Annotated in this window: 16 protein-coding genes; 3 read left to right on the top strand and 13 right to left on the bottom strand. The window is 59.4% G+C overall.

What is annotated here, in order from left to right; translation table 11 throughout:
- Positions 1-8: 8 nt before the first annotated feature.
- The 8 genes from VMS83_RS00840 to VMS83_RS00805 all read right to left on the bottom strand — a co-directional run bounded on the left by VMS83_RS00840 (position 9) and on the right by VMS83_RS00805 (position 7,713).
- Positions 9-947 carry a methanogenesis marker 7 protein gene (locus VMS83_RS00840; RefSeq protein WP_325408912.1) on the bottom strand — a complete coding sequence of 313 codons (939 nt, stop codon included), beginning with the start codon at positions 945-947 and terminating at the stop codon, positions 9-11.
- Positions 944-1,525, bottom strand: coding sequence for a methanogenesis marker 17 protein (locus tag VMS83_RS00835; RefSeq protein ID WP_325408911.1), 582 nt, complete (start codon positions 1,523-1,525; stop codon positions 944-946). Before VMS83_RS00835 ends, VMS83_RS00840 begins: the two co-directional genes overlap by 4 nt.
- A complete protein-coding gene (locus VMS83_RS00830) occupies positions 1,512-2,765 on the bottom strand; it encodes a methanogenesis marker 15 protein (protein ID WP_325408909.1) in 1,254 nt (417 codons plus the stop codon). Before VMS83_RS00830 ends, VMS83_RS00835 begins: the two co-directional genes overlap by 14 nt.
- Positions 2,762-3,208: a methanogenesis marker 5 protein gene (locus VMS83_RS00825; RefSeq protein WP_325408908.1), complete on the bottom strand. Its 447-nt coding sequence runs from the start codon at positions 3,206-3,208 to the stop codon at positions 2,762-2,764. Before VMS83_RS00825 ends, VMS83_RS00830 begins: the two co-directional genes overlap by 4 nt.
- 2 nt (positions 3,209-3,210) lie before the next feature.
- A complete protein-coding gene (locus tag VMS83_RS00820; RefSeq protein ID WP_325408906.1) occupies positions 3,211-3,669 on the bottom strand; it encodes a methanogenesis marker 6 protein in 459 nt (152 codons plus the stop codon).
- A complete protein-coding gene (mmp3, locus tag VMS83_RS00815; protein WP_325408904.1) occupies positions 3,666-5,192 on the bottom strand; it encodes a methyl-coenzyme M reductase-associated protein Mmp3 in 1,527 nt (508 codons plus the stop codon). Before mmp3 ends, VMS83_RS00820 begins: the two co-directional genes overlap by 4 nt.
- Positions 5,193-5,206: 14 nt before the next feature.
- A complete protein-coding gene (atwA, locus tag VMS83_RS00810) occupies positions 5,207-6,820 on the bottom strand; it encodes a methyl coenzyme M reductase system, component A2 (RefSeq protein WP_325408902.1) in 1,614 nt (537 codons plus the stop codon).
- A 62-nt stretch (positions 6,821-6,882) separates the two neighbouring features.
- A complete protein-coding gene (locus VMS83_RS00805; RefSeq protein ID WP_414674896.1) occupies positions 6,883-7,713 on the bottom strand; it encodes an HAD family hydrolase in 831 nt (276 codons plus the stop codon).
- Between the two features lie 54 nt (positions 7,714-7,767).
- Between VMS83_RS00805 and VMS83_RS00800 the strand changes: the two genes are divergently transcribed.
- Together VMS83_RS00800 and dapF are read left to right on the top strand one after the other, a co-directional pair.
- Positions 7,768-8,730 (top strand): ribose 1,5-bisphosphate isomerase, encoded by a 963-nt coding sequence (locus VMS83_RS00800; protein ID WP_325409121.1) that lies wholly within the window; start codon positions 7,768-7,770, stop codon positions 8,728-8,730.
- 123 nt (positions 8,731-8,853) lie between these two features.
- Positions 8,854-9,672 carry a diaminopimelate epimerase gene (dapF, locus tag VMS83_RS00795; RefSeq protein WP_325408900.1) on the top strand — a complete coding sequence of 273 codons (819 nt, stop codon included), beginning with the start codon at positions 8,854-8,856 and terminating at the stop codon, positions 9,670-9,672.
- Between the two features lie 321 nt (positions 9,673-9,993).
- Here dapF and VMS83_RS00790 read toward each other — a convergent pair whose 3' ends face one another.
- The 3 genes from VMS83_RS00790 to larC form a co-directional block, all read right to left on the bottom strand.
- Positions 9,994-12,843 carry a PAS domain S-box protein gene (locus tag VMS83_RS00790; protein ID WP_325408898.1) on the bottom strand — a complete coding sequence of 950 codons (2,850 nt, stop codon included), beginning with the start codon at positions 12,841-12,843 and terminating at the stop codon, positions 9,994-9,996.
- Between the two features lie 66 nt (positions 12,844-12,909).
- Positions 12,910-13,587, bottom strand: a complete 678-nt coding sequence (gene radB, locus VMS83_RS00785) for a DNA repair and recombination protein RadB (protein ID WP_325408896.1) — start codon at positions 13,585-13,587, stop codon at positions 12,910-12,912.
- Complete coding sequence (larC, locus tag VMS83_RS00780) at positions 13,584-14,786, bottom strand: nickel pincer cofactor biosynthesis protein LarC (protein ID WP_325408894.1); 1,203 nt, start codon at positions 14,784-14,786, stop codon at positions 13,584-13,586. Before larC ends, radB begins: the two co-directional genes overlap by 4 nt.
- 42 nt (positions 14,787-14,828) lie before the next feature.
- Here larC and VMS83_RS00775 point away from each other — a divergent pair, with 42 nt between their 5' ends.
- Complete coding sequence (locus VMS83_RS00775) at positions 14,829-17,252, top strand: CDC48 family AAA ATPase (RefSeq protein ID WP_325408892.1); 2,424 nt, start codon at positions 14,829-14,831, stop codon at positions 17,250-17,252.
- Positions 17,253-17,292: 40 nt separating this feature from the next.
- Here VMS83_RS00775 and VMS83_RS00770 read toward each other — a convergent pair whose 3' ends face one another.
- Positions 17,293-17,610, bottom strand: coding sequence for a hypothetical protein (locus VMS83_RS00770; protein ID WP_325408890.1), 318 nt, complete (start codon positions 17,608-17,610; stop codon positions 17,293-17,295).
- A 382-nt stretch (positions 17,611-17,992) separates the two neighbouring features.
- Positions 17,993-21,145 (bottom strand): type I restriction endonuclease subunit R, encoded by a 3,153-nt coding sequence (locus VMS83_RS00765; protein ID WP_325408888.1) that lies wholly within the window; start codon positions 21,143-21,145, stop codon positions 17,993-17,995.
- Positions 21,146-21,184: the final 39 nt, after the last annotated feature.

Raw genomic sequence — 21,184 nt, 5'->3', positions numbered from 1 at the left:
CTCTCCTCCTAAATCACGACGTTGGTCTCCGAGAACGGCTTTACCCGCAGGATGATGTAATCTCTCATGCGCGAAGGTTCGACCTCCGCAATCTCCCCGATGGTGATGCCGTCTTCGATCTCGGTCTTCCTGAGTACCTCGGCAAAGGTGTCATACGGGAGCTTTACCCGGAGTCCCGCCATCTGGACCGTGAGCGGGGTCGGTGAGGTGACCGAAAGGATGGCCGGCACCTTCTCCCGGATCACGTCCATGAGCCGGGCCGGGGCCACCGAGAGGGGATCCTTTGCGATCTCCTCCCGGCGTTTCTCAAGCACGCGGGTGATCTCGCTGATGATCTCGTCAAGCTTGGTAAGTTCCTCGGACTCCTTGGTGCGGTGCATGAACCGGCCTACATTCCCAACGTACCCGTCCACTTTCGGCTCCACGATCCGCTCCAGCACTTCCTTGTCCGGGCCGCCGCAGAGCACGACCGGGATCTCGATACCCCGGAGGATCACCGGCATCTTCTTTTCTATGCAGTGCTCGAAGTTCCCCATGAGGTATACGGCGACGTCGTGCTCGTTGATCACATCGCGTTCCTCGTCGTTGATCCCGGCAATCCGTTTTCCTACTCCCCGGGCCATGCCCACCATGTTGCTTTTCGCCCCGAGCCGGCGCACGTACTCCGCGATATCGCAGGAAGGGTGCGGCAGGTGGTGGATCTCAAGGCTCATGCTCACGACCGCGATCTCGGTCCCCACGAGCGGGGAATCGATCACCTCGCCTGCAAGTGGTTTTCCGATCGCCCGGATCAGTTCGACGTCATCCTTGGGCACGAAGCACTGGAGCACGACCTCCTGGGCGATCATGTGCTTCTGGACAATGTACCCCCCAAGATCCTCGATGAGATCGATGATCTCACTGTGGCGGTACACCCCGCCCTTGTACGTGATGGGGACAAGAATCATGGCGTCTCCCCCATGAGCGCAAACTTCTCTTTTACGAGAGCAAGACCGGCATCGGTCAGCATATCCTCGCTTGCCACAAACGAGAACTTCTCGGACCCGTAGTTCTCGCTGCGGACCCGGAACCCCTCCGGGCAGACACACTTGAGGGCGTACACGAGATCCTTATACAGTGCCGCGCTCGGATCGGCAATCGCCATCTCTTCAACTTCGCGGGCACTGGCGGAAACACCGGTCAGGATGACGGTGAACCGGTCGGGCTGGTCCACGTGGTCTTTCCCGAACCGGTCCCAGAACGCCTTGAGCATCGGTGCAAGGTAGGTCTCGTCCGAGATCGCAAGCGTCATCTTCCCTTCCTGCGGGTTGACGTTTGCGATGTCGCCGACCCGGACAATAGTGGCGACTTTCTTTAAGGTACCCACCGCGACGAAGATCGGGACCTTCGGGTCGATGTAGATATGGATCTTGTGGATCACCCGGAGGAGGTTGTGGTCCAGGAGGACATCGTTTGCGATCTGCCGGTAGTTCTCGCCGCCCCGCGCCTCGGTGCACTCCACCTCGAAGTACTCAATGGCCTGCATCTTTTCCGTCCCGGATGAACCCTGATGCCAGGAGCGCCGAACCGACCGCACCGATATACTGTGAATGCGGCGGGACGACGATTTTGATCTTGAGGAGCTCTCCCATCGCGTGCACCAGCCCCTCGATGAGCGAGGTGCCGCCGACCATGATCACAGGCTCCTTGATATCCACTTCCTGGAGCTGCTGCTCGAAGACCTGCTCGGCAACGCTGTGGCAGGCCGCTGCCGCCACGTCTTGCCGGGTGCTGCCGGCAGCGAGGGCGTTCACGAGGCTCTGGGTGCCGAACACGATACAGTAACTGTTCATGGGCACCCGGCCACCCATCCCTTTCATCGCAAGCGGCCCAAGTTCCGTGATATCGACACCGAGACGTTTTGCGGTCATCTCCAGGAACCGGCCGCTCGCCCCGGCGCAGATGCCGCCCATCGTGAAGGTGCCGGGGATGCCGTCCATGACCGTGATTGCCTTGTTGTCCATGCCCCCGATATCGATCACGGTGGCCGGCCCGTGCTGCCGGTTGGCGAGGTAGACCGCGCCTTTCGAGTTGACTGTCAGCTCCTCCTGGATCAGGTCAGCGTTGAAATCTTTTCCCACGAGGAACCGGCCATAGCCGGTGGTCCCTATGGCCTCGACCTCGTCAAGTTTCATTCCAGCCTCGGCAAGAGCGTGGTCGACGACCTCCCGTGCACACTTAAGCACCTCGGTCGTTGGCTGCCACCCGGTGCCGATGATCTTGTTATCTTTCATCAGAACGGCTTTTGTCGTGGAGGAACCGGAATCGATCCCGAGGGTGATGCCCTCCTGCACCTCGCGGGCCAGAAGAGCTCTCCTCCGGGCAATGGTGGTGAGCGCTTCCATGCGGGTGAGGAGCGTCCCTGCAGTCGTGCGCTCGGTAAACGAGTAGCTGACCACCGGGAGTTTCGAGTGTTCGAGGATGTAGCGCCTGAGTTCGTTTCTCACGATCGCGGCTTCGGCGCACCGGAAGCAGGTTGCAATAAAGATCGCATCGGCCTCGACCCGGCCGTCCACGAGCGCCTTTGCCCGTGCAATGGCGAGCTTCAGGTCAGGGCTCCTGACTTCAAGGCCGAACTCATTAAAGTCCCTCACGATGTCCTTGAGTGCCACATCCGGGAAGAAGATCTCACCGTTTACCTCCCGGGCTGCCGTGTTGATCTCTTCCTGGACACCTGAGTAGTCCGGCCCGCAGGAGAGCTGGGCGATCCGTACCGGCGCTGTCATGGCTTTGCCCCCAGTTCAGTCAGGAACCGTTTGATGGCGGCCACGAACTGCACTCCTTCCTCCTCGTTTCTCGGGTATTCAAGCTCGAGCTTCGGCATCTGCTTTTGCCGGATCAGGAATTTTAAGAGCTCGTTGGTACGGGCGCAGCCCATGCAGCCGAAGGCGAGGTCTGCGTTATTGATGATGATCGCGGCATCGCATTCTTCCACCATCGGGCCGTACAGGGACATGCGCCCCCGGACCCCGGACGGGACCTCTACTGCTGCCCAACGGAGCCCTTTCTTGGGGTCTTCCGGGGTGATCTGGAGCGGGATGGATTCGAGGCCGGCGGTCTGGATGTGCTCCCGGATACCGATTGCCGAACCCAGAGGCGTGTGGCCGAACCGGGTCACCATATCGGAGAGGATCAGGCTCGTTGCAGGGTAGATGAAGACTTTTGCCATGGTCAGGGCTCCTGTGCGTCGATCATTTTCTTTAAGCGGTATACGTCAAGCCGGGGGGCGTTCTGCAGGGACTGCGGGGCCGGCACAGTGGCGGCTTCGCGGGTGTCCAGCGTTTCGAGACCACGGGAGACGTAAGGAAGGATGGTCATTTCGAACTCAATGCCGTGGAAACCTGGCCGGGCGCCGCCGAGCGTTGCCCGGCACCTCCGGGCGTCCCCGGGCGGGAAGCCGCGGTCTTTGACAAAGATATGGGCCGGGTCCATTTTTCTCACCTCGGCGATCACGCGATTGACATCGTCTTCCTTTCCCATGATGACCAGGCCAAAACAGTTCTCCTTGATCATCACGCCCTTTGCCACCTCGTACGCCCGGATCGCCACGTCCGAAGGGGTCACCGTGAACGATTCCACTACCACGTACCGGGTCACGGTCCCGGCATACGACGGATTATAATCGGTCATGATTGTACCTCGCGGATATACACCATCTGCCGCTCCCTGACTTTTTTGAGTTTCTCCGTATCGATCACCCGTCCGATGATATTGGTGCCCTCAAATGGCTCCGAGGTCGGCCCAAACTCCCGGTTCGCTGACAGGCGTACCCCGACAAGGCCCGCTCCTTTGCGTGCATCGTTGGTGATCGCCAGGGTAGCGGCCGGGACCTCGCCGGTCGGGCAGTTCTCGGGATTGATCCGGATCGTGGTCGGGACCTTGGGCTTGAAGAGGAAGACATCGTCAAAGACAAAAAAGGCCGGCATCATGCCGGCGTCGTGTTCGGCGAGCCCCGTGAGGTGCCGGAAGATATCGCAGCTTGCCGGTGCATGTGTATCGTCAAGGACAATGTCAATCACCTGGTCGATCGGGGCGGTCGTCACCTTTACCGCCTTCTCTGCAAGCACGTCGAGAGTTGTCCCCGGTTCCTGCGAGACCACGATCCGGTCCCTGTTGTCGGTATCGATGGAAAACGCGATCCCGCACTCCGCAGCTCTCTTCTTTGCCTCGTCCACCGGCAGGCCCAGGAGATCGATCCGGGCAGGCACGACCGTAAGGGAGATGACATCGCCCTCTTTGGCGAGTTTTGCAAGTTCGATCCCGTGCACCACCTGCCCGACAACACTGTGGGCCGGGCTGCTGGGGACATCCGCCCGGTAAATGTACACGCCGCCGACCGACGGCCCGCCGGTTCGTACGGTGACGGTGCCTTCGCGCCGGGGCCGCTTGAACTGCGCCGGCACCGCGGTGCCGACAAGGCGGCTGTCAAGAATATGGGTGCTGGTGGCACGTCCAACGGTGAAGGTCCCGGACTCGAGGGCCACAAGCATGTGCTCGACACTGCCTGCCGCTTCGGTCGTGATCTTCTCCCCGCTGTATCCCTGTGCCGTAACCTTAATCCGGGTCACTACCAGCATCCCGTCTTCGAGCACAAGGCTGTGGTCGGTGGTAGTAAACGACCTGCTGGTGTCCGCCCAGCTGATGACAGCCTCGGCTTTTAGTATTTTGTCCCCGGTCGTCCACCGGTCCAGCACGGCCTTCCCGCTGACAACCCTGCCGACAACGCCGCCGGTCTCATCGGCACCGTGGTCGGCGACATGGCGGCTTTTCGAGAAAAGGAGGTACGAGGTCTTGGGGTCATATCCCCCGCACCCGAGGATGACGTCCCCCCGCTCGTAGAGCCGGGGCTTGCGTTCCGGGCGGATGGCAGAGGCAAAAGGCCCGAACGCTGCCGCGTACCGGTCCGTCCAGTGCAGGCCAAGGCCGGCCGCCTTTTCCGGATGCTCCAGTACCTCGACATTAGCACCGGCAAGCTCGATTGTGATCTCGCCGGCCGTGGTGGTGACCGTGATATTCTCGGTCTTCTCCTGCTCTTTGGTGGCCGGCCGGATGATGGCAACGGCACAGGCTGGGGGGTGTGCCGGGATAAGATCCCCGAGCGTGCTGCCTTCGCCTACTTCACGGAGTTCCCCGTCAAGGTGGACACGGATCATACAAGCCCCCGTGCTCAGGCAGTCGGCTGGCTCATGATCCTGCGTTCGTCCTCGGTCAGGTGGGCGAGCACCTCGGCAGTCTTCCCGATCTCGACAATCTTCCCGCCCCTCATCAGGGCGATCCGGTCACAGGTGTCCCGCACGAATTCCATGTCGTGGGAGACCACGATGAACGTCTCGTCAATCTCGTCCCGCGAGTGCATGATGGAATGCTTGACATCAATTTTCGTGATCGGGTCCATGGTGCCCGTGGGCTCGTCGAGAATTACGATCTTGGGCTCCCGGATCAGCACCTGGGCGAGCGCAACGCGGTGGCGCTCCCCCTCCGAGAGCTGGGCCGGCATCCGGTCAAGGATATCCCTGCTCTTATCATCGGAGAACCCGGCCATTTTCAGCGTGACCATCGCCTTTCTCATGGCCAGTTCCTTGGGGAACTCGAGGCCGATGGCATCGGTCAGGTTGTCGAGTACCGTCCGGTGCGGGTAGAGGTCGTATTCCTGATGTAATAGGCCGATGTATTCCTTGGCCCGTCCCCGCTGGTTGACACCGGGCTTGGTCATGTCCACCCAGTCGTCACCGATCTTGATATTGATCTCGCCGCTGGTAGGTTCAATCAGGCCGGCGACTATCCCGGACAGGGTCGTCTTCCCGGCACCGCTCTTCCCGATGATGCCGAAAATCTCTTTTGTGTAGACCTCGAAACTGACACCGTTGACCGCCCTGACCACGCCCCGGTCGACAGAGATATAGCGTTTGATCAGGTCGCGGGCTTCGACAATTTTCTCCCCCGCTTCGGCATGTTCGAACGTCTCCGTATCCTCGGCACCGGTCATGAACTGGGCGATTACCTCCTTTGGCGTCCCGATCTTTGCGATTGCGCCGTCAACGAGCAGGATGGCACGGCTCGCCACGTCCTCGATCACCTGCGAGAAGTGGGAGGTCACGACCATGCCCATGTTGTTCGTCTTTGCTGCCTCGGTGAGCATCGAGTGGACGATCTTTGCCGTACCGGGGTCCAGCGTGCCGGTCGGTTCATCGGCAAAGAGCATGAAGGGCTCCTTTGCGAGCTGCCGGGCGAGCACCACCCGCTGCTTTTCGCCGCCCGAAAGGTCACGGGCGATATGCATCATCCGGTGGGAGAGCCGGACCTGGTCGATGAGGTCAGCTGCCCGGTTGATGGCCTTCTCCTGCGGGTAATCGATATCGTCGAGTGCATGAAGGACATTCTCGATCACGCGGTCATCGCCATAGAGGGCAAAGGTCCGCTGGAACATGATCGCGGTGCGCCGCATCACCCGCCGCTTCAGCTTCTCGTTTGTCTCGTTCCAGAGATCCACATCCAGCGCTGCAAGCGTTGCACCGCAATGCGGGCAGGGTTTGCCGGCAGAGCTAGCTACATCCATGTAATCGCAGGCGGGACAGGCGGAGACGTGGTAGATGATCCTGCCGCCCGTGGGCGGTTGTTCCACCCCTCTCATGAGGTGCATCAGCACGGTCTTGCCGGCGCCACTCCTCCCGATGATCCCGAGGATCTCTCCCTCGGCGATCTCAAAGGAGATATTTTTGAGGGCATGGGTGCCGTCAAAGTCCATGCTGATGTTATCGACCGTGATCAGTGGAGGCTTCATAATTCCCTTGTACCTAATGTGACAGAGGTGTCATATTACCTTTTATATGATACTCGTCCCCGTCACGATCGGGAAGTAACCGATCCGGCCAGTCCATCGATGATGGGCAGCACGTCCCGGACATGGTGGATCACGTGATCGGCGGTTTCGAAGAGCTCCCTGGGGCGGTCTGCGGCCTGCTGCACGGTGAGGATAGCGGTGTCGGCCGCGTGAAATGCAGCGAGATCGTTGATCCCGTCACCGACCATGACCACGTGGTCGTACTCTTTTTTTAAGTCCGAGACGATCTGCGCCTTGACACTCGGTGTTGCCACGCCGTACACCCGGTCGCGGGGGATACCGAGGTGATCGGCCATGATCTCGAGCTTGGTCGACCGGTCCCCGGAAGCGATAAACGCAGGGATGCCCATCCGGTGCAGGGCGGTGATCGCCTCCTTTGCTCCTTCGAACGGCCAGCCGCCGGCCGTGATGGTGAATTCAACGGACCGCTGTGCCATGTTGAGGATCGCACCGCTGTTGAGGGTGAGCATGATCTCCCCCCGGCAGACACCCCAGACGTTCCTGATGCATTCCTGGAGGTCCCCGACGGTGGCCTTTTTGTCGGCATAGAGCAGGTCACCGATATCATCAGCAGTCAGGATCTTTCTCGTGCAGCTGATGCCAAAACCGACCTTGTTCTCGGCAAGGTAGGCAGAAAGGAGCATTGCCGGCGGGGCCGTGATGATATGCTTGGAATGGACCGGCAGTACGATCAGGACCCGTTCCATCGATGCAAAGGTGAGGGTGGTGGTCTCGACCCCGGGCATCAGCACCTGCCCTGCCACGTCCTTTGCCACCCGGTAGGTGGAAAGGAGCGTCCCGGCACTGTCAAAAACCACTGCCACCGTCATCATTTCACCCCGAGAGCAAACTCTATTTATCTTCCCTTTCCATTGAAGAACGTAATGATGATCGTACCTGAAACTGCCGAGAAGATAAAGAGCATGGAGATCCGGGGGGCAGGACGGATCGGGCGGGCAGTTGCAGAGGCCCTCCGGGACCATGCGCTTGCCGTCCCGGCGCGGGATGCAGGTGCGTTCCGGCAGGAAATGGAGCGTGCCGCAGCGCTCCTTCTTGCCACCCGCCCGACCGCGGTCTCGCTTCCGAACGCCGTCCACATCGTGATGGCCGGTCTCGAGGGCGCCACCACTGCAGAGGAGGCACAGGCCGGTGTGGTCCGGCGTGCTGACGATTTTATCCGCTCGTCCCAGCATGCCGTGGAGCAGATCGCCGTGTTCGGGGCAAGCCACATCCGTGACGGGGATACGATCCTCACCCACTGCAACTCGGAGGTAGCGCTTGCCTGCATCACTGAGGCCCATAGGCAGGGCAAGGAGATCGAGGTCTTCGCCACCGAGGTCCGGCCCCGGAACCAGGGGCTCATTACGATCCGGACCCTGAACGATGCGGGGATAAAGACAAACTTCATCGTGGACTCCGCGGTCCGGTCCTTCATCCATGACATTGATCTCGTGGTGGTCGGGGCCGATGCGGTGACCGTGAACGGGGCGGTGGTCAACAAGATCGGGACGGCCCAGGTTGCCCATTCGGCAAAGGAGGCACGGGTGAACGTGATCGTGGCTGCCGAGACCTACAAGTTTGCGCCCCGCACGATCCTGGGCGAGCTCATCCGGATCGAAGAACGGGCGGGAAGTGAAGTGCTTGCCGACGAGATCGCCCGGACACTCCCCCATGTGACGGTCCGGAACCCGGCGTTCGACGTAACCCCCGCAGAATATGTCGACCTGATCGTGACCGAGCAGGGCGCGATTCCCCCGCAGATGGCCTACGTGATCATCCGGGATTACCTGGGCTGGGGGATCAATACGTTCCACGAAACCTTCGGGCCGGAAAGCCCGAACGGGGAGTGAGCAGGTACGCTCTCCCCCGTAAGGGGGCGATGCGTTTATTCACGAAAAAATCTCAGGTGTACTCAGCAGAACGGCCGGCGCCCCCGGATACGGGGGATGTGCACGGCTGTCGGGGGCAGACCCATGGAGATACCCTTTACCAAGTTACACGGGAATGGCAATGACTTCGTCCTCATCGACGAGCACGAGAGGACGGTCATTCCCGACGAGATGAAAGCGGAGTTCGCCGCACTGTACTGTGACCGGAGGCTCGGGATCGGGGCGGACGGGGTCCTCTTCCTCTCAAAGTCCACCACAAGCGATATCCGGATGCGGATCCTCCAGCCGGACTTAAGCGAGGCTGAGATGTGCGGGAACGGTGTCCGGTGCCTGGCCAAGTACGCGTTCGATGCCGGGTATGTCAAGGAGCGCTTCACGGTCGAAACCCTGGCCGGCCCGGTGGGAGTCGAGGCCCGGTACACAGACGAGGACTTTACCGCGATCATCAGCATGCCCGAGCCGAAGTTTGAACGGAAAGATATCCCGGCCACCGGGGACGGCGAGTACCACGAGCAGATCGGGGGATTCGAAGTCTACGCGGTCAACACCGGTGTTCCCCATGCAGTAATCCTCGTCGATGCAGTGGACAGCGTGGACATTGCCGCGGCGGCCCCTCCCATCCGGCGCCACGCCACGCTCCCCGAGGGCGCAAACGTGAATTTTGTCCAGAAGACCGGCGACGATTCGATACGTGTCCGCACCTACGAGCGCGGCGTAGAGGACGAGACCCTCTCCTGCGGGACCGGGGCAACTGCAAGTGCAGCGGTCGTGCACCACCTCGGGTACATGAAAGGGCCGGTCCAGGTAGAGACCAGAGGCGGCCCGCTCACGATCTCCTTTGAGGGCGGCACAAAGATGGAAGGCCCGGCGGTCACGGTCTTTGCCGGCGTGATTGTGTACTGATCCGGACTCTTTTTTTCTCGCTTTGCAGAATTTTTCCTTTGGGGTTACGGACGCTCTTTAGGGCTCCGGCAAGCCCTCGCCCCCGCCGCATGGGCCTCCCCCTTTGCGATAGTGCCGTATCACCTGTACCGGCATATCTCCCGATCGCGGTAATACCACGTCATCGCAAACGCCATGCGCCCCCCCGGGGGCAGAGCTGGCGTGAGGAGATCCGCGAGAAAAAAGTTCTCTGTCGCTGTTTTGTTTTCGACTAAAACCCCGCCAAAATTACCCTTCATGCTGTCTCCAGTGAGAATACGGGATGTAAAATCGCCGCCGGCGCTACTGCCCCTCGTCCGGTTCTGCCTCCGGGATCTCCTCGATCAGCCCCATCGTGAAAACGATCTTTCCTGTCCGGTCCCGCAGCGGGCTCACGGTCAGCGAACCCCAGAACGTTGAGCCGTCTTTGCGGATGTACCGCTTCCGGGTACGGTAAAGGGGGATGGCGCCCTCGTAGAGCCTCCGCATCTCACGGGCGTCATCTTTGTGGTGGTCCGGATGGGTAAACTCCTCGATCGTTCTTCCCAGCAGCTCCTGTTCCGTATAGCCGAACATTTCGCAGCTCATCCGGTTCACCGAGACAAACCGGCGGTTCGTGTCCACAATGGACATCCCCAGCGGCCCGTCCTCGAAGATCCGCCGGAACCGGTCCTCGCTTGCCCGCAGCGCCTCGTCAGCTTTTGACCGCTCCGTAATGTCCCGGCCCTCGGCAATCAGCAGCCGGACCTTGCCCTCCGGATCGAAGACCGGTTTTAAGGAAAAATCGATCTCCATCGTGGCCGTGCCTGCCCCCTGGACCGTAGTCTCGTACCGGACAAAGGTGCCCTTTGCTGCCCGGGCAACTGCCTCTTTGAGCCGCTGCACCCGGTCCTTGTTCCCCTGCCACCACCGCGTCTCCCAGAAGGGGCGGGAAAGAACGTCCTCCCGCGTTGCGCCGGTAAAGTCCAGGGCCGTGCGGTTGGCATCGATAAGAATCCCGTTGGGAGTCATCAACCCGGTAAACTGGAAGGTGGAATCGAAGATGGCCTGGAGCATATCCCTGCTCTCGTGGAACGCCTTCTCGGCCTGCTTCTGCTCGGTCATGTCGATCCCGATCCCCCTCAGCCCGGTGATCCCGCCGTTGCTGATAATCGGGGAGACATAGGTTTTTACCGGGAAGGTGCTCCCGTCCTTACGCAGGGCGGTATGCTCGAAGGTGGAGATGAACGGGTCAATGGGTTGCGTTATGGTGTTTTCAAACATGGCAGAGAGCCGGTCCCGGTCCTTTGGGTCGATCATCTCCCATATGCTCAGGTTTTTTGCGAAGTTTTCCCGTGGATACCGGTACATGGCGAAACTGCCCTGGTTTGCAAATGTCAGGGTACCCTCGCGATCACACTCCCAGACGGACTGCGGCAGGAAATCGGCGAATTCCCGGAACTTCTGTTCGCTTTCCCGGAGTGCCTGCTCGGAGCGTTTCTGCTCCGTGATATCGCGTATGGTGCCCATGCTGGCAGGTACCCCCTGGTACAGGATCAGCCCGGCATCGAGGATGACGGTGACCCGGGTCGTTTTGTCCCGTTTGAGCAGATGGCACTCGTAGGTCTCCGGCACCAGCTCGCCCCGCTGCCGGCTCTGGCCCCGGTTGATGACCCAGTCCCGGTCCTCCGGGGCAAGGAACTGTCGGAAATCGTGCCCGATGAAATCCACCGGTTCCCCGCCCAGGATCCGGGCAAATGCGGAGTTGACGTACAGGATCTCCCGGTCCTGGATGATGAAGACCCCGCTCTGGCTGTGCTCCACGAGAATCCGGTATTTTTCCTCGGACTGGCGCAGTGCATCGAAGAGCTCCCGGCGCCGGGTGATATCCCGGAAGACCACCTGGACTGCGGGCTCGCCATTGTCGATAAAACTGGTGGCAATGACCTCGGCGTCGACGATTGTCCCGTCAGACCGGATAAATTTCTCTTCGGCCATGCCCACCGCCACCGGCTCGCCCCTCCCCGTCATCAGGGCAATGCGTTCGCGGACCATGTCCCGGTACTCCGGGTGGACAAAACTCTCGATCGGTTTCCCGATGAGATCCTCCGGTGACGAAACCCCCGCGAGCGAGGCCGCGGCCTGGTTTGCCAGGGTGACGATCCCGTTCCTGTGGATTACCACTGCGTCGAACGAGCGCTGGAGGAGCCGCCGGTACCGCTCCTCGCTGCCCCGCAGGGCCTCTTCCGATCGCCTCCGTTCGGTGATGTCACGGGAGATGCCGAGCACGGAGCGGACCGATCCGTCCGGGTTTTTGAGCGCCACCAGCCTGTGGTCGAACCACCACATCCTGTCCCCCAAAAAGAGCGGCCCTTCGCTGTGCACGGGGTTACCGGTGGAAAAAACCTCCTGCAGTGCCTTTTCCTGCCGGTGGGCCGCGTCAGGAGGGAAGAAGAGCGACCTGACCTTCCCGGTTATATCCGCTGGTGTAGTGCCAAGAAACGCGGCAGCATAGCTGTTGACGTATTCCACACGGTCGTCTCTCCCGACCACAAAGATAAGGTCGCTTGAGGACTCGGCAAGCAGCCGGTACCGCTCCTCGCTCTCGCGGAGCTGCTCCTCGGCGCGTTTCTTTTCCGTGATATCCTCAAGGATTACCGAGACGCCTTTCTGGCCGTGATCGAGGGCCGTCGGGGCGATCCGGCAGGAGAAGGAGAGGCCGTCCCGGGCCGGTCCGATCTCCCCCCGCCATTCTGTGCCCCCGAGCCCTTTTTTTACCCGGGCAAGAAAATCCGGATACATGTCCTCAAAGGCGGTCACCAGGGGCGAGTACTCGATGTTCTTTCCGGTCAGGTCGCCTGCTGAGGTCCCGAGGAAGCGTGCGAACGCGTCGTTGATGAAAACGATCCGGGTGCTGCTGTCCAGCTGCAGGATGAGCTCGGAGGAGATGGAGAGGACCGCGGAGACCGGGACGCGGTTGGCAAGGGCGTAGATCTTGGCCATGCCGAAGTGGCGCATCTCGACCTGACCGGAGAGGAGCAGCTTTTCGAGATACCGGCCGGCAGTGTTCCGGTTGATGCTGACCTCCCTGACAATATCGGTGATGGAAAGTCCCTGCGGGTTTTTCTTGAGGACCTCTTTGATTAGTTCGGCGGTCTGCGGTCGGAGTACCATTGGCGGACTAATATCTATGGCAAAAGATATTAATAAACCGGCGTTTTCAGGCCGGGGACTTTTCGGTCACTCTTTTGCCCGGATCCCGTCCTGGACGATCTCGAAGTCGAACGAGGTGCCCTCGGGCCGGGACCGGTGCTTGACGAGCGTTGCCCGCCGCCACCCGGGCGCATCGAGCCGGTCGAGCCGGATAATGGCCTTGGAGATATGTTCGAGCGAAGTGCCGCCAAGGCCGGCAAACGTATTCTTCGCGGTGTCCATGTACACCTGGTTGGTGACGATGGCCGCAAGGTCGTACCTCCGGGCGTACCCGAGGACCTGGAGCATCTGCCGGGTGAGCATCTGCATGGCGTCCCGGCCCTTCTCCAGGTCGGTGCGGTAGAGCGCAGTTGCCGAATCGAGGATCACCAGGCCCGGCTTGTGCTGCCGGAGGACCTTGTCCGCTTCGGTGATCATGCTCCCCTGCTGCTCGAAGTCCAGCGGTTCGAAGAGGAAGAGCCGGTCCGCGATCGCCGTGGCATCGCCACCTGCCACCTGCCGGAACCGCTCGATCGAGAAGCCCTCGGAATCCAGGAAGACAACCGATCCCCCGGCCCGCAGGCAGGAGACGGCAGCGACCATGCAGATCGTGCTCTTCCCGCTCGCCGGCCCGCCGTAGAGCTGGGTGATGGTGCGCAGCTCGAGTCCCCCGCCCAGGAGCCGGTCGAGGGCAGGGTTCCCGGTAGTCAGCCGGTCAGCCTTCATTGGTCGCTTTGCCCCCCGGCGTTTCCCCGGGTTTCGAGGGTATCGCTGATGGCCATGAGTACCTCACGGACCGGGAGACCGAGTTCAGCCGCCCAGTCTTTTGCCGCATCGAACTCGGGCTTTGCGGTGTAGCAGCGCCCGTCCATCCACCCGTATTTGACCGGGATGCTTTTCGTGTGGCCGGCGATGGTGACCTCCACGGTCCCGGTGGTGCGGTCGGCCACGAACCGGTGAACGGCCGGGATGCATCGGACCCCGAGCGTTCCGAGTTCGCATGCCATGAGCCTTGCGAGATCGGCTGACGAGGCCGGTGAGGTAATCACGGTGACGAGGTACCCCGGCCTGCCTTTCTTCATCAGGATCGGGATCGCGCTCGCGTCCCGTGCGCCGGCGGCCATAAACCGGGCGAGGGCCTCGCCGATAATCTCCCCGCTTACATCGTCCACGTTTGTTTCAAGGAGATCGACCGTGTCCTGCGTTAACGGGAGATCGGTGCTCTCCACCACCATGGCCCGCAGGACATTGGGGACGTTTTTGGGATCCTTTGTCCCGGCGCCGTAACCGGTTGCGAGGATCGTGTACGTCCCAAGGGTGGCCGGCAGGGACGCGGCAAACTCGGCAAGGATTGCGGCCCCGGTGGGCGTGCAGAGCTCGCCCGTATCGCTGCCGGGGAAGGCGGCAAGGCCGGATTTTTCAAGGATGGCCGCTGTTGCGGGTGCCGGGACCGGTATCGTGCCGTGGGAACCGGTGATGGTGCCGGACCCGAGCGCTATGGGATGTATCACGACGCCGGCCACACCGAGTGTATAGAGCGCGGTGCAGGCGCCGACAACGTCCGCGATCGCGTCGTCCGCCCCGACCTCGTGGAAGTGGACATGCTCTCCGTGGACGGACTCTTCCGCCGCATTGATGCGGGCAAAGACCCGCCGGGCCATGGCAAGGGCCCCGGCCGGCACGTGCGGGGCAGCCCCGTCCAGTTTTTTCTCCACGTCCGCGAACGTCCGGTGCACCGGGGTGGCATGGGTGCGGACCTTCGTGGCCCGGATCCCGGCCCGGGTTACGGTCTCCACGGCGGGCTCGGCGACCACGGCCCGCATCGCGGCAACGACCGCCTCCCGGTCCGCCCCGCAGGCGAGCAGGGCTCCTGTGATCATATCCCCTGCTGCGCCGTGGAACGGGTCCAAAACAAGGACTTGCATTGACAGTACCTATAAATCCCTGCGTATATGACCTTTAAGGTAATGCCTGAAGTGCAACTGAAGGTCGATTCCGCGTATCCCGGTGACCAGGGCGGGGGAAAGGCGCGGCTCGATCCCGAGACCATGCTCCTTCTGAAAATCTCACCCGGGGACCTCGTGGTGATCGAAGGGAAACGCCGGACCGTGGCCAAGGTCTGGCGGTCGCTTGTCGAGGACTGGAACCAGAAGAAGATCCGGATCGACAACTTCACCCGGCTCAATGCCGGGGTGAGCATCGGGGATGCCGTCAAGATATCGACGCTTTCCGAGGAGATCGAGGCACGGCGCGTGGTGCTCGCCCCCCCCGAGGACCTGCCCAAGAAGATCCCGATCGCAAACAACCCGCATGTGTTGAACGGCCTCCTGGATTTCCCGGTTGTAAAAAATGATTCCATCCCGATCATGCTCGGCCTGCCTTTTGTCCAGCCGCAGATCGTGGCCTTCAAGGTGGTGGAAATCGAGCCCGAAGAGGCCGTGATCATCACCAAGAACACGAGCGTGGAGTTCTCGGACAAGCCGGCCGCGGGATTCGAGGGCGTGAAGCGCTTCTCGTACGAGGACATCGGTGGTCTCAAAGACGAGCTCCAGCGGCTCCGCGAGACGATTGAGCTCCCGCTCCGGCACCCCGAGCTCTTCCAGAAACTGGGGATCGAGCCGCCCAAGGGCGTGCTGCTCTATGGTCCTCCGGGAACGGGCAAGACCCTGATTGCAAAGGCTGTTGCAAGCGAGAGCGGGGCGCACTTCATCTCGATTGCGGGCCCTGAGGTGATCTCGAAATATTACGGCGAAAGCGAGCAGAGGCTCCGCGAGGTCTTCGAGGAGGCCCGCGAGAACTCTCCCTCGATCATCTTCATCGACGAGCTCGACTCGATTGCCCCCCGGCGCGAGGAAGTGACCGGGGAAGTGGAGCGCCGTGTCGTGGCCCAGCTCCTCACCATGATGGACGGCCTCGAGGAACGCGGGCAGGTCGTGGTGATCGGCGCCACAAACCGTGTCGATGCGATCGATGCAGCCCTGCGCCGGCCCGGGCGCTTTGACCGGGAGATCGAGATCGGGGTCCCAAGCGAACCCGACCGGATCGAGATTTTGAAGATCCACACCCGGGGCATGCCTCTTGCCGACGATGTGAGCCTGGACGTGCTCTCCCAGCAGACCCACGGGTTTGTGGGGGCCGACCTTGCGGCACTCGCCCGTGAGGCCGCGATCCGTGCCCTGCGCCGGTACCTGCCTGAGCTCGACCTTGACAAGGCAGAGATCGAGCAGGAGACGCTCGACAAGCTCAAGGTTTTCGCAAGCGACTTCCGCAGCGCCCAGAGGGACGTGGGCCCGAGCGCGATGCGCGAGGTGATGCTCGAGGTCTCGCACGTGAAGTGGGCGACCGTGGGCGGCCTGGATGCCGCAAAGCTCGAGGTCCGCGAGGCGGTCGAGTTCCCGCTCACCCAGCACGAGCGGTTCAGTGACCTGGGGATCGAACCGCCCCGGGGCGTGCTCCTGTACGGCCCGCCGGGGACGGGCAAGACCCTGATTGCAAAGGCCGTGGCAAGCGAGAGCGGGGCAAACTTCATCCCGGTCCGCGGCCCGCAGCTCCTCTCCAAGTGGGTGGGCGAGAGCGAGCGTGCCGTGCGCGAGATCTTCCGGAAGGCCCGGCAGGTCTCGCCCTCGATCATCTTCTTTGATGAGATCGATGCGCTCGCCCCGGCCCGGGGCACTTCGAGCGACTCGCACGTGAGCGACAACGTGCTCAACCAGATCCTGACCGAGATGGACGGCCTCGAGGAGCTCAAGGACGTCGTGGTGATGGGGGCGACCAACCGCCCGGACATCGTGGACCCGGCGCTTCTCCGGGCCGGCCGCTTCGACCGGCTCGTGTATATCGGCGAGCCGACGCTCGAGGACCGGAAGAAGATCATCGGCATCCACACGGCTTTCATGCCGCTCGAGGGCTCCGTGCTCGAGGAGATCGTGGACCTGACCGCGGGCTACAACGAGGAGATGCTCACCGAACTGGTCGAGAAGATCGGGAAGGACACGACCGTGACTGCCACCACCGTCAAGGCCGCGATCGTGCCGGCGAAGGAAGGGAGCGGGAGCGGCGGGGTTTCCAAGGGTGTACGGCGCCGGCGCCTGGTCGAGCTGATGCGGGAAAAGGACCTCGTGTTTGCCGACCCCGAGCGTGACTCCCACGTGGCAATCCTTGCGCAGATCACCGAGGGCTTCGTGGGCGCCGATCTCGAATCGCTCTGCCGCGAGGCGGGCATGCTTGCCCTCCGCGAAGGTGCGACGGTCGTGACCCAGCGGCACTTTGACGATGCGCAGAAGAAGGTCCATCCCACGATGAACGATAACCTGCGTGACTACTACGGCAAGATCCAGCAGCACTTCAAGGGCGGATTACCGCAGAAAGTGCAGCCGCCGGAGTATCAGTAAAATCTATTTTTTTGATATGATTTTTTTGTGAAATTTGTGATTACCTGATGGTCCGTGGCCTGACGCTCTGCACGGGTCTCATCGCATGTTCCGGTTCGCACCATGCAAAATGCCGGCACCCGATGCAGGAAGGCCGGACAGATCGGGGGCAGCTGTCAGGGAACGGGTCCGGTATTGCGGCCGGATCGTAGCGCTCGTTTTTCCGGCGTGCAGAGGAGCCATCCGGTTTTAACTCGTAATTGTACTGGCTGCTGCACATGCCAAACTCGGTGTTAAGCATGCAGTAGCCTTCGACCGTGAGGTAGTTCCATGAATGAACCGCCGGGTAATTGTCTTTCGGGGTGCCATTCTTTTTCATACGTAAAAACCGGGTTTTCTTGCAAGGGTCAATGGGTTTGTGGTTAGCACCCGACCAGGCCACCCGCTATATTATGGCGTGAGCGGCTCCTGATCCGGCTGTTCTGGTTGTCGATTTGGTTGTCGATTTGGTTGTCGATTTGGTTGCCGATTTTTGGCCCGGGACTCGAACGTGACCATCCTTGCGGAACTGGCCCCGGTGTGTTTTTATCAATGCGATATTAGCGATGTGGATTACGTAAGTTTGAAGCGAGGTCATTGGTAGGTGGATGAGGTCACTTATGAGATATGGGCTTATCTAAATAAATTTTAAAAATTTGATAAGGTGAGAAGAAAAAAACGTTGTTTAGAGATTCAGTATTTTAGTCCATTAGACAACGGAATTATGCCATTCCATAAACAACATTCTGACCTGCACCCGGATACTTATCGAAAATATACTGATAAACTATCTCGCATTTTTCCTCGAATAACGGCTTTTCGAATTTCCCCGGAAGATAATCAAGACATTCCTCAATACATAACCGGACTTCTGCACGGGTTTGTTGTTTTTTCCGCCAGTCAAGCACGAGCTTTTCCTGTTTTAAACGATTTAGCATCTTTCGAGCTACTTTTTTTACCTTGTCTGCTTCTTTTTCGGTCAATGGGATATTGGGTTTTGTGAGCAGATCAAAGATGGTTAGTTCCTCTTCAGTAAGGTTCTGCCGGATTGCCCGTTTTTCTTCTTCAAAGAGTCCCTGAGTGTAATGAACAAGTTTCTTGTATAATTCATCGATGGTTGATCCTCCGGCATTATACTCATCTATCATTTTCTGGAATTGTATGAGAAAATCGACTCTTGTCCGGTTAATTTCCACGAGCTGGTGAAGTTTCTTTTCTATAAGTGATCGCAGCTGAGCTACCTCAAGACGTTTCTGTTGCTCCCGCGATTTTTGCAATCGCGCACTCAGTTTTTCGAGATCCAGCTGGTTGAGATCAAGGATGACGGGAGTTTTGATATCGTATCCATCAGTGGCAATGGACCGATCCAGCAGTTTCTCGATATCCTCCATTACCTGCGAAATATTCGGCGGCTGAACTAATTCACGGATTTTCAGGCCTAGTACTAGATACAATCCACAGAGCGGCAGAAGTTCATTGGCAACCGGGTCGGGTTTGATGGCCCGGAAAAGACGATTGATACGGCTGACAAGTGCCAGGAACGCACGTTTTGATTCATCGTTTACTATTATTGCCGCGACTGCGTCATCAACCAACCTGACTTTGTCGAAACTTTTCGCAGAACGGATGGTATCTGGTTCGATTCCGTGAGCCAGACAGAACACGGTTGTCTCATCAATGGTTGCCCGAAGCAGAGTAATAAGGGCATCTTTTTCCTGTACGGGCATCGTCTCATCCGATCCGAGACCCGGTGCATAGATGGCCAGTGCCCGCTGGAGATCTTTGAATACTCCATAATAATCTACAATAAGTCCGTTGTTCTTCTCGCCAAAAACCCGGTTCGCCCGTGCAATTGTCTGCATAAGCGTATGGTTCTTCATCGGTTTGTCGAGATAGATGGTAGAGCAGGAAGGGGCATCAAAGCCGGTCAGCCACATCGCACAGACAAAGACCAGCCGGAAGGGATCGTCAGGATCCTTGAACTTCTCTGCGAGATCCTCTTTTACCATCCGTGTGCGGTGCGGGAGGATATCGATGCCCTTTTTCTTTAAGTCTTCAATCTCGTTCTGGGACTGGGAAACGACAACGGCCATGTCGGTCTTTTCCATCATGTCGATGGTGGATGCAAGCCGCTGCTGTTCATCTGCGGGAGCCCGGCTTTTCTGATCCTTAAGGTGGGCAATCCGGGCGTTCAAGTGCTTTTTCACTTTATCGTACATCCGGACAGCGGTTGCCTTATCGATGGAAACAACCATGGCTTTTCCCTGCCAGCCACGGCCGGTGAAATGGGTGACAATATCTTTGGCAATCCGCTCCAGCCGGTCATCGCGGGTGATCAGGTGATACTCCCGCGAAAACTCCCGTTCGAGTTTTTTCTCCTGGTCCGGATCAAGTTCGGCTTCTTCGATGATCCGCTCCATATCCTCGTTGAGTTTTAAGTTGGTGATCTGGAGTTCAGGAATCCGGTTCTCGTAGTAGAGTGGGACTGTGGCACCATCATCGGTTGACTGCCGGTAAGTGTAGACGCTGACGTAATCGCCGAAGACCTCCCGGGTTTTCTCCTCGGTTGCTATGAGCGGTGTGCCGGTGAATGCGATAAAAGCTGCATTCGGGAGGGCGGTCCGCATATTCAGGGCGAGTGTATCGTACTGGGTGCGGTGGGCTTCGTCTGCGATGACAATGATATCGTCCCGTGTCGTGATGACGGGGTAGGTCGCGCCCGGCTCTGTACGGAATTTCTGGATAAGGGTGAAAATATACCGGTGATCCTCGCTGAGCAGTTTTTTGAGGTCATCTCCGCTTTCTGCCCGGGCTTCTGTCTCGTGGATCGTCCCTGAATCGGCGAAGTTTTTGTAGATCTGCTCATCGAGTTCCAAACGATCCGTAACGACAACAAATGTCCAATTGCCGGAAATTTTCCGCAGTACCTTTTTGGAGAAGAAGATCATCGAGTAACTCTTACCACTCCCCTGTGTGTGCCAGAAGACACCCAGCTTCCCCTGATTTTTCCGGATGCCCCGAAGTGCATCTACAGCGTTATTGACCCCGAGATACTGGTGGTTCTTGGCGATTACCTTGGCAGTACCTTTCTTAATCTCGATAAAAATCGTGAAGTTTTCAACGATATCGAGCAGGCGCACTTTTTCGCAGGTGCCCCGCAGCATGGTTTCAAGCGAGATAACACCTTCTTCGTCCTCCTCGCTGATACGCTTCCATTCACTGAAATGCTCCCACTCTGCGGTTATAGTGCCGATCCTGCTTTCGCTGCCATTTGAAAGGATTATGAGGGCGTTATACCGGAAGAGCTGGGGAATGGAATTCTTGTAATCCCGAAGATTATCATCAAAGGCCCGCTTGAGGTTCCGGTGAGAGGCCTTGAGTTCGATAAAGATGAGCGGAATACCGTTGACAAAACCGATCATGTCGGCCCGGCGTTTGTAGAGGTCTCCCGTGATCCAGAATTGTGAGGCGAGGAAGAAGTCGTTGTTCTCCGGTGTGTTCCAGTCAATCACCCGAACGGTTTCATTGATGGTCTCGCCTTCAGGGTTCTTGTACGTAACCTTGACGCCCTCTTTTATGAGCTGGTAAATTTCCCGGTTTGCATTGACCGGGCTCAGCGTGCTCCGGTCACGGGTGATCTCATTCGCCGCCTCTTCAATTGCTTCGCGGGGCAGATCTTGATTCAGCCGTTCAAGCGCCGGGCGGAGACGTTTTTTGAGCACGACTTCGGCAGTTGTTTCCCGGCCCTGCGATCCTCCGCCGGGAAGGAAAGTCTCATCGAAACAGTTTGCGGTTTCCCATTTCAAATCTTCAGAGAAGAGTGCGATGGCAGGTTGTTCAACAAGAGTGTCCTCAGAGTACTCTTCGAGTGTCACTTAGACAACCTGCCGGGTAGAGATATAATCCCACTATGT

This window comes from Methanoregula sp. (assembly GCF_035543475.1).
Classification (GTDB): Archaea; Halobacteriota; Methanomicrobia; order Methanomicrobiales; family Methanospirillaceae; genus Methanoregula.
This window is presented reverse-complemented; position numbering and strand designations above follow the sequence as displayed.

What these genes read in the sequence shown, in the direction of transcription:
- VMS83_RS00820 (WP_325408906.1), bottom strand. Translation starts at nt 3,669, where the DNA reads ATGACCGATTATAATCCGTCGTATGCCGGGACCGTGACCCGGTACGTG.
- atwA (WP_325408902.1), bottom strand. Translation starts at nt 6,820, where the DNA reads ATGAAGCCTCCACTGATCACGGTCGATAACATCAGCATGGACTTTGAC.
- VMS83_RS00825 (WP_325408908.1), bottom strand. Translation starts at nt 3,208, where the DNA reads ATGGCAAAAGTCTTCATCTACCCTGCAACGAGCCTGATCCTCTCCGAT.
- VMS83_RS00805 (WP_414674896.1), bottom strand. Translation starts at nt 7,713, where the DNA reads ATGATGACGGTGGCAGTGGTTTTTGACAGTGCCGGGACGCTCCTTTCC.
- VMS83_RS00790 (WP_325408898.1), bottom strand. Translation starts at nt 12,843, where the DNA reads ATGGTACTCCGACCGCAGACCGCCGAACTAATCAAAGAGGTCCTCAAG.
- VMS83_RS00840 (WP_325408912.1), bottom strand. Translation starts at nt 947, where the DNA reads ATGATTCTTGTCCCCATCACGTACAAGGGCGGGGTGTACCGCCACAGT.
- radB (WP_325408896.1), bottom strand. Translation starts at nt 13,587, where the DNA reads ATGAAGGCTGACCGGCTGACTACCGGGAACCCTGCCCTCGACCGGCTC.
- VMS83_RS00770 (WP_325408890.1), bottom strand. Translation starts at nt 17,610, where the DNA reads ATGAAAAAGAATGGCACCCCGAAAGACAATTACCCGGCGGTTCATTCA.
- larC (WP_325408894.1), bottom strand. Translation starts at nt 14,786, where the DNA reads ATGCAAGTCCTTGTTTTGGACCCGTTCCACGGCGCAGCAGGGGATATG.
- VMS83_RS00830 (WP_325408909.1), bottom strand. Translation starts at nt 2,765, where the DNA reads ATGACAGCGCCGGTACGGATCGCCCAGCTCTCCTGCGGGCCGGACTAC.
- dapF (WP_325408900.1), top strand. Translation starts at nt 8,854, where the DNA reads ATGGAGATACCCTTTACCAAGTTACACGGGAATGGCAATGACTTCGTC.
- mmp3 (WP_325408904.1), bottom strand. Translation starts at nt 5,192, where the DNA reads ATGATCCGTGTCCACCTTGACGGGGAACTCCGTGAAGTAGGCGAAGGC.
- VMS83_RS00835 (WP_325408911.1), bottom strand. Translation starts at nt 1,525, where the DNA reads ATGCAGGCCATTGAGTACTTCGAGGTGGAGTGCACCGAGGCGCGGGGC.
- VMS83_RS00800 (WP_325409121.1), top strand. Translation starts at nt 7,768, where the DNA reads ATGATCGTACCTGAAACTGCCGAGAAGATAAAGAGCATGGAGATCCGG.
- VMS83_RS00775 (WP_325408892.1), top strand. Translation starts at nt 14,829, where the DNA reads ATGCCTGAAGTGCAACTGAAGGTCGATTCCGCGTATCCCGGTGACCAG.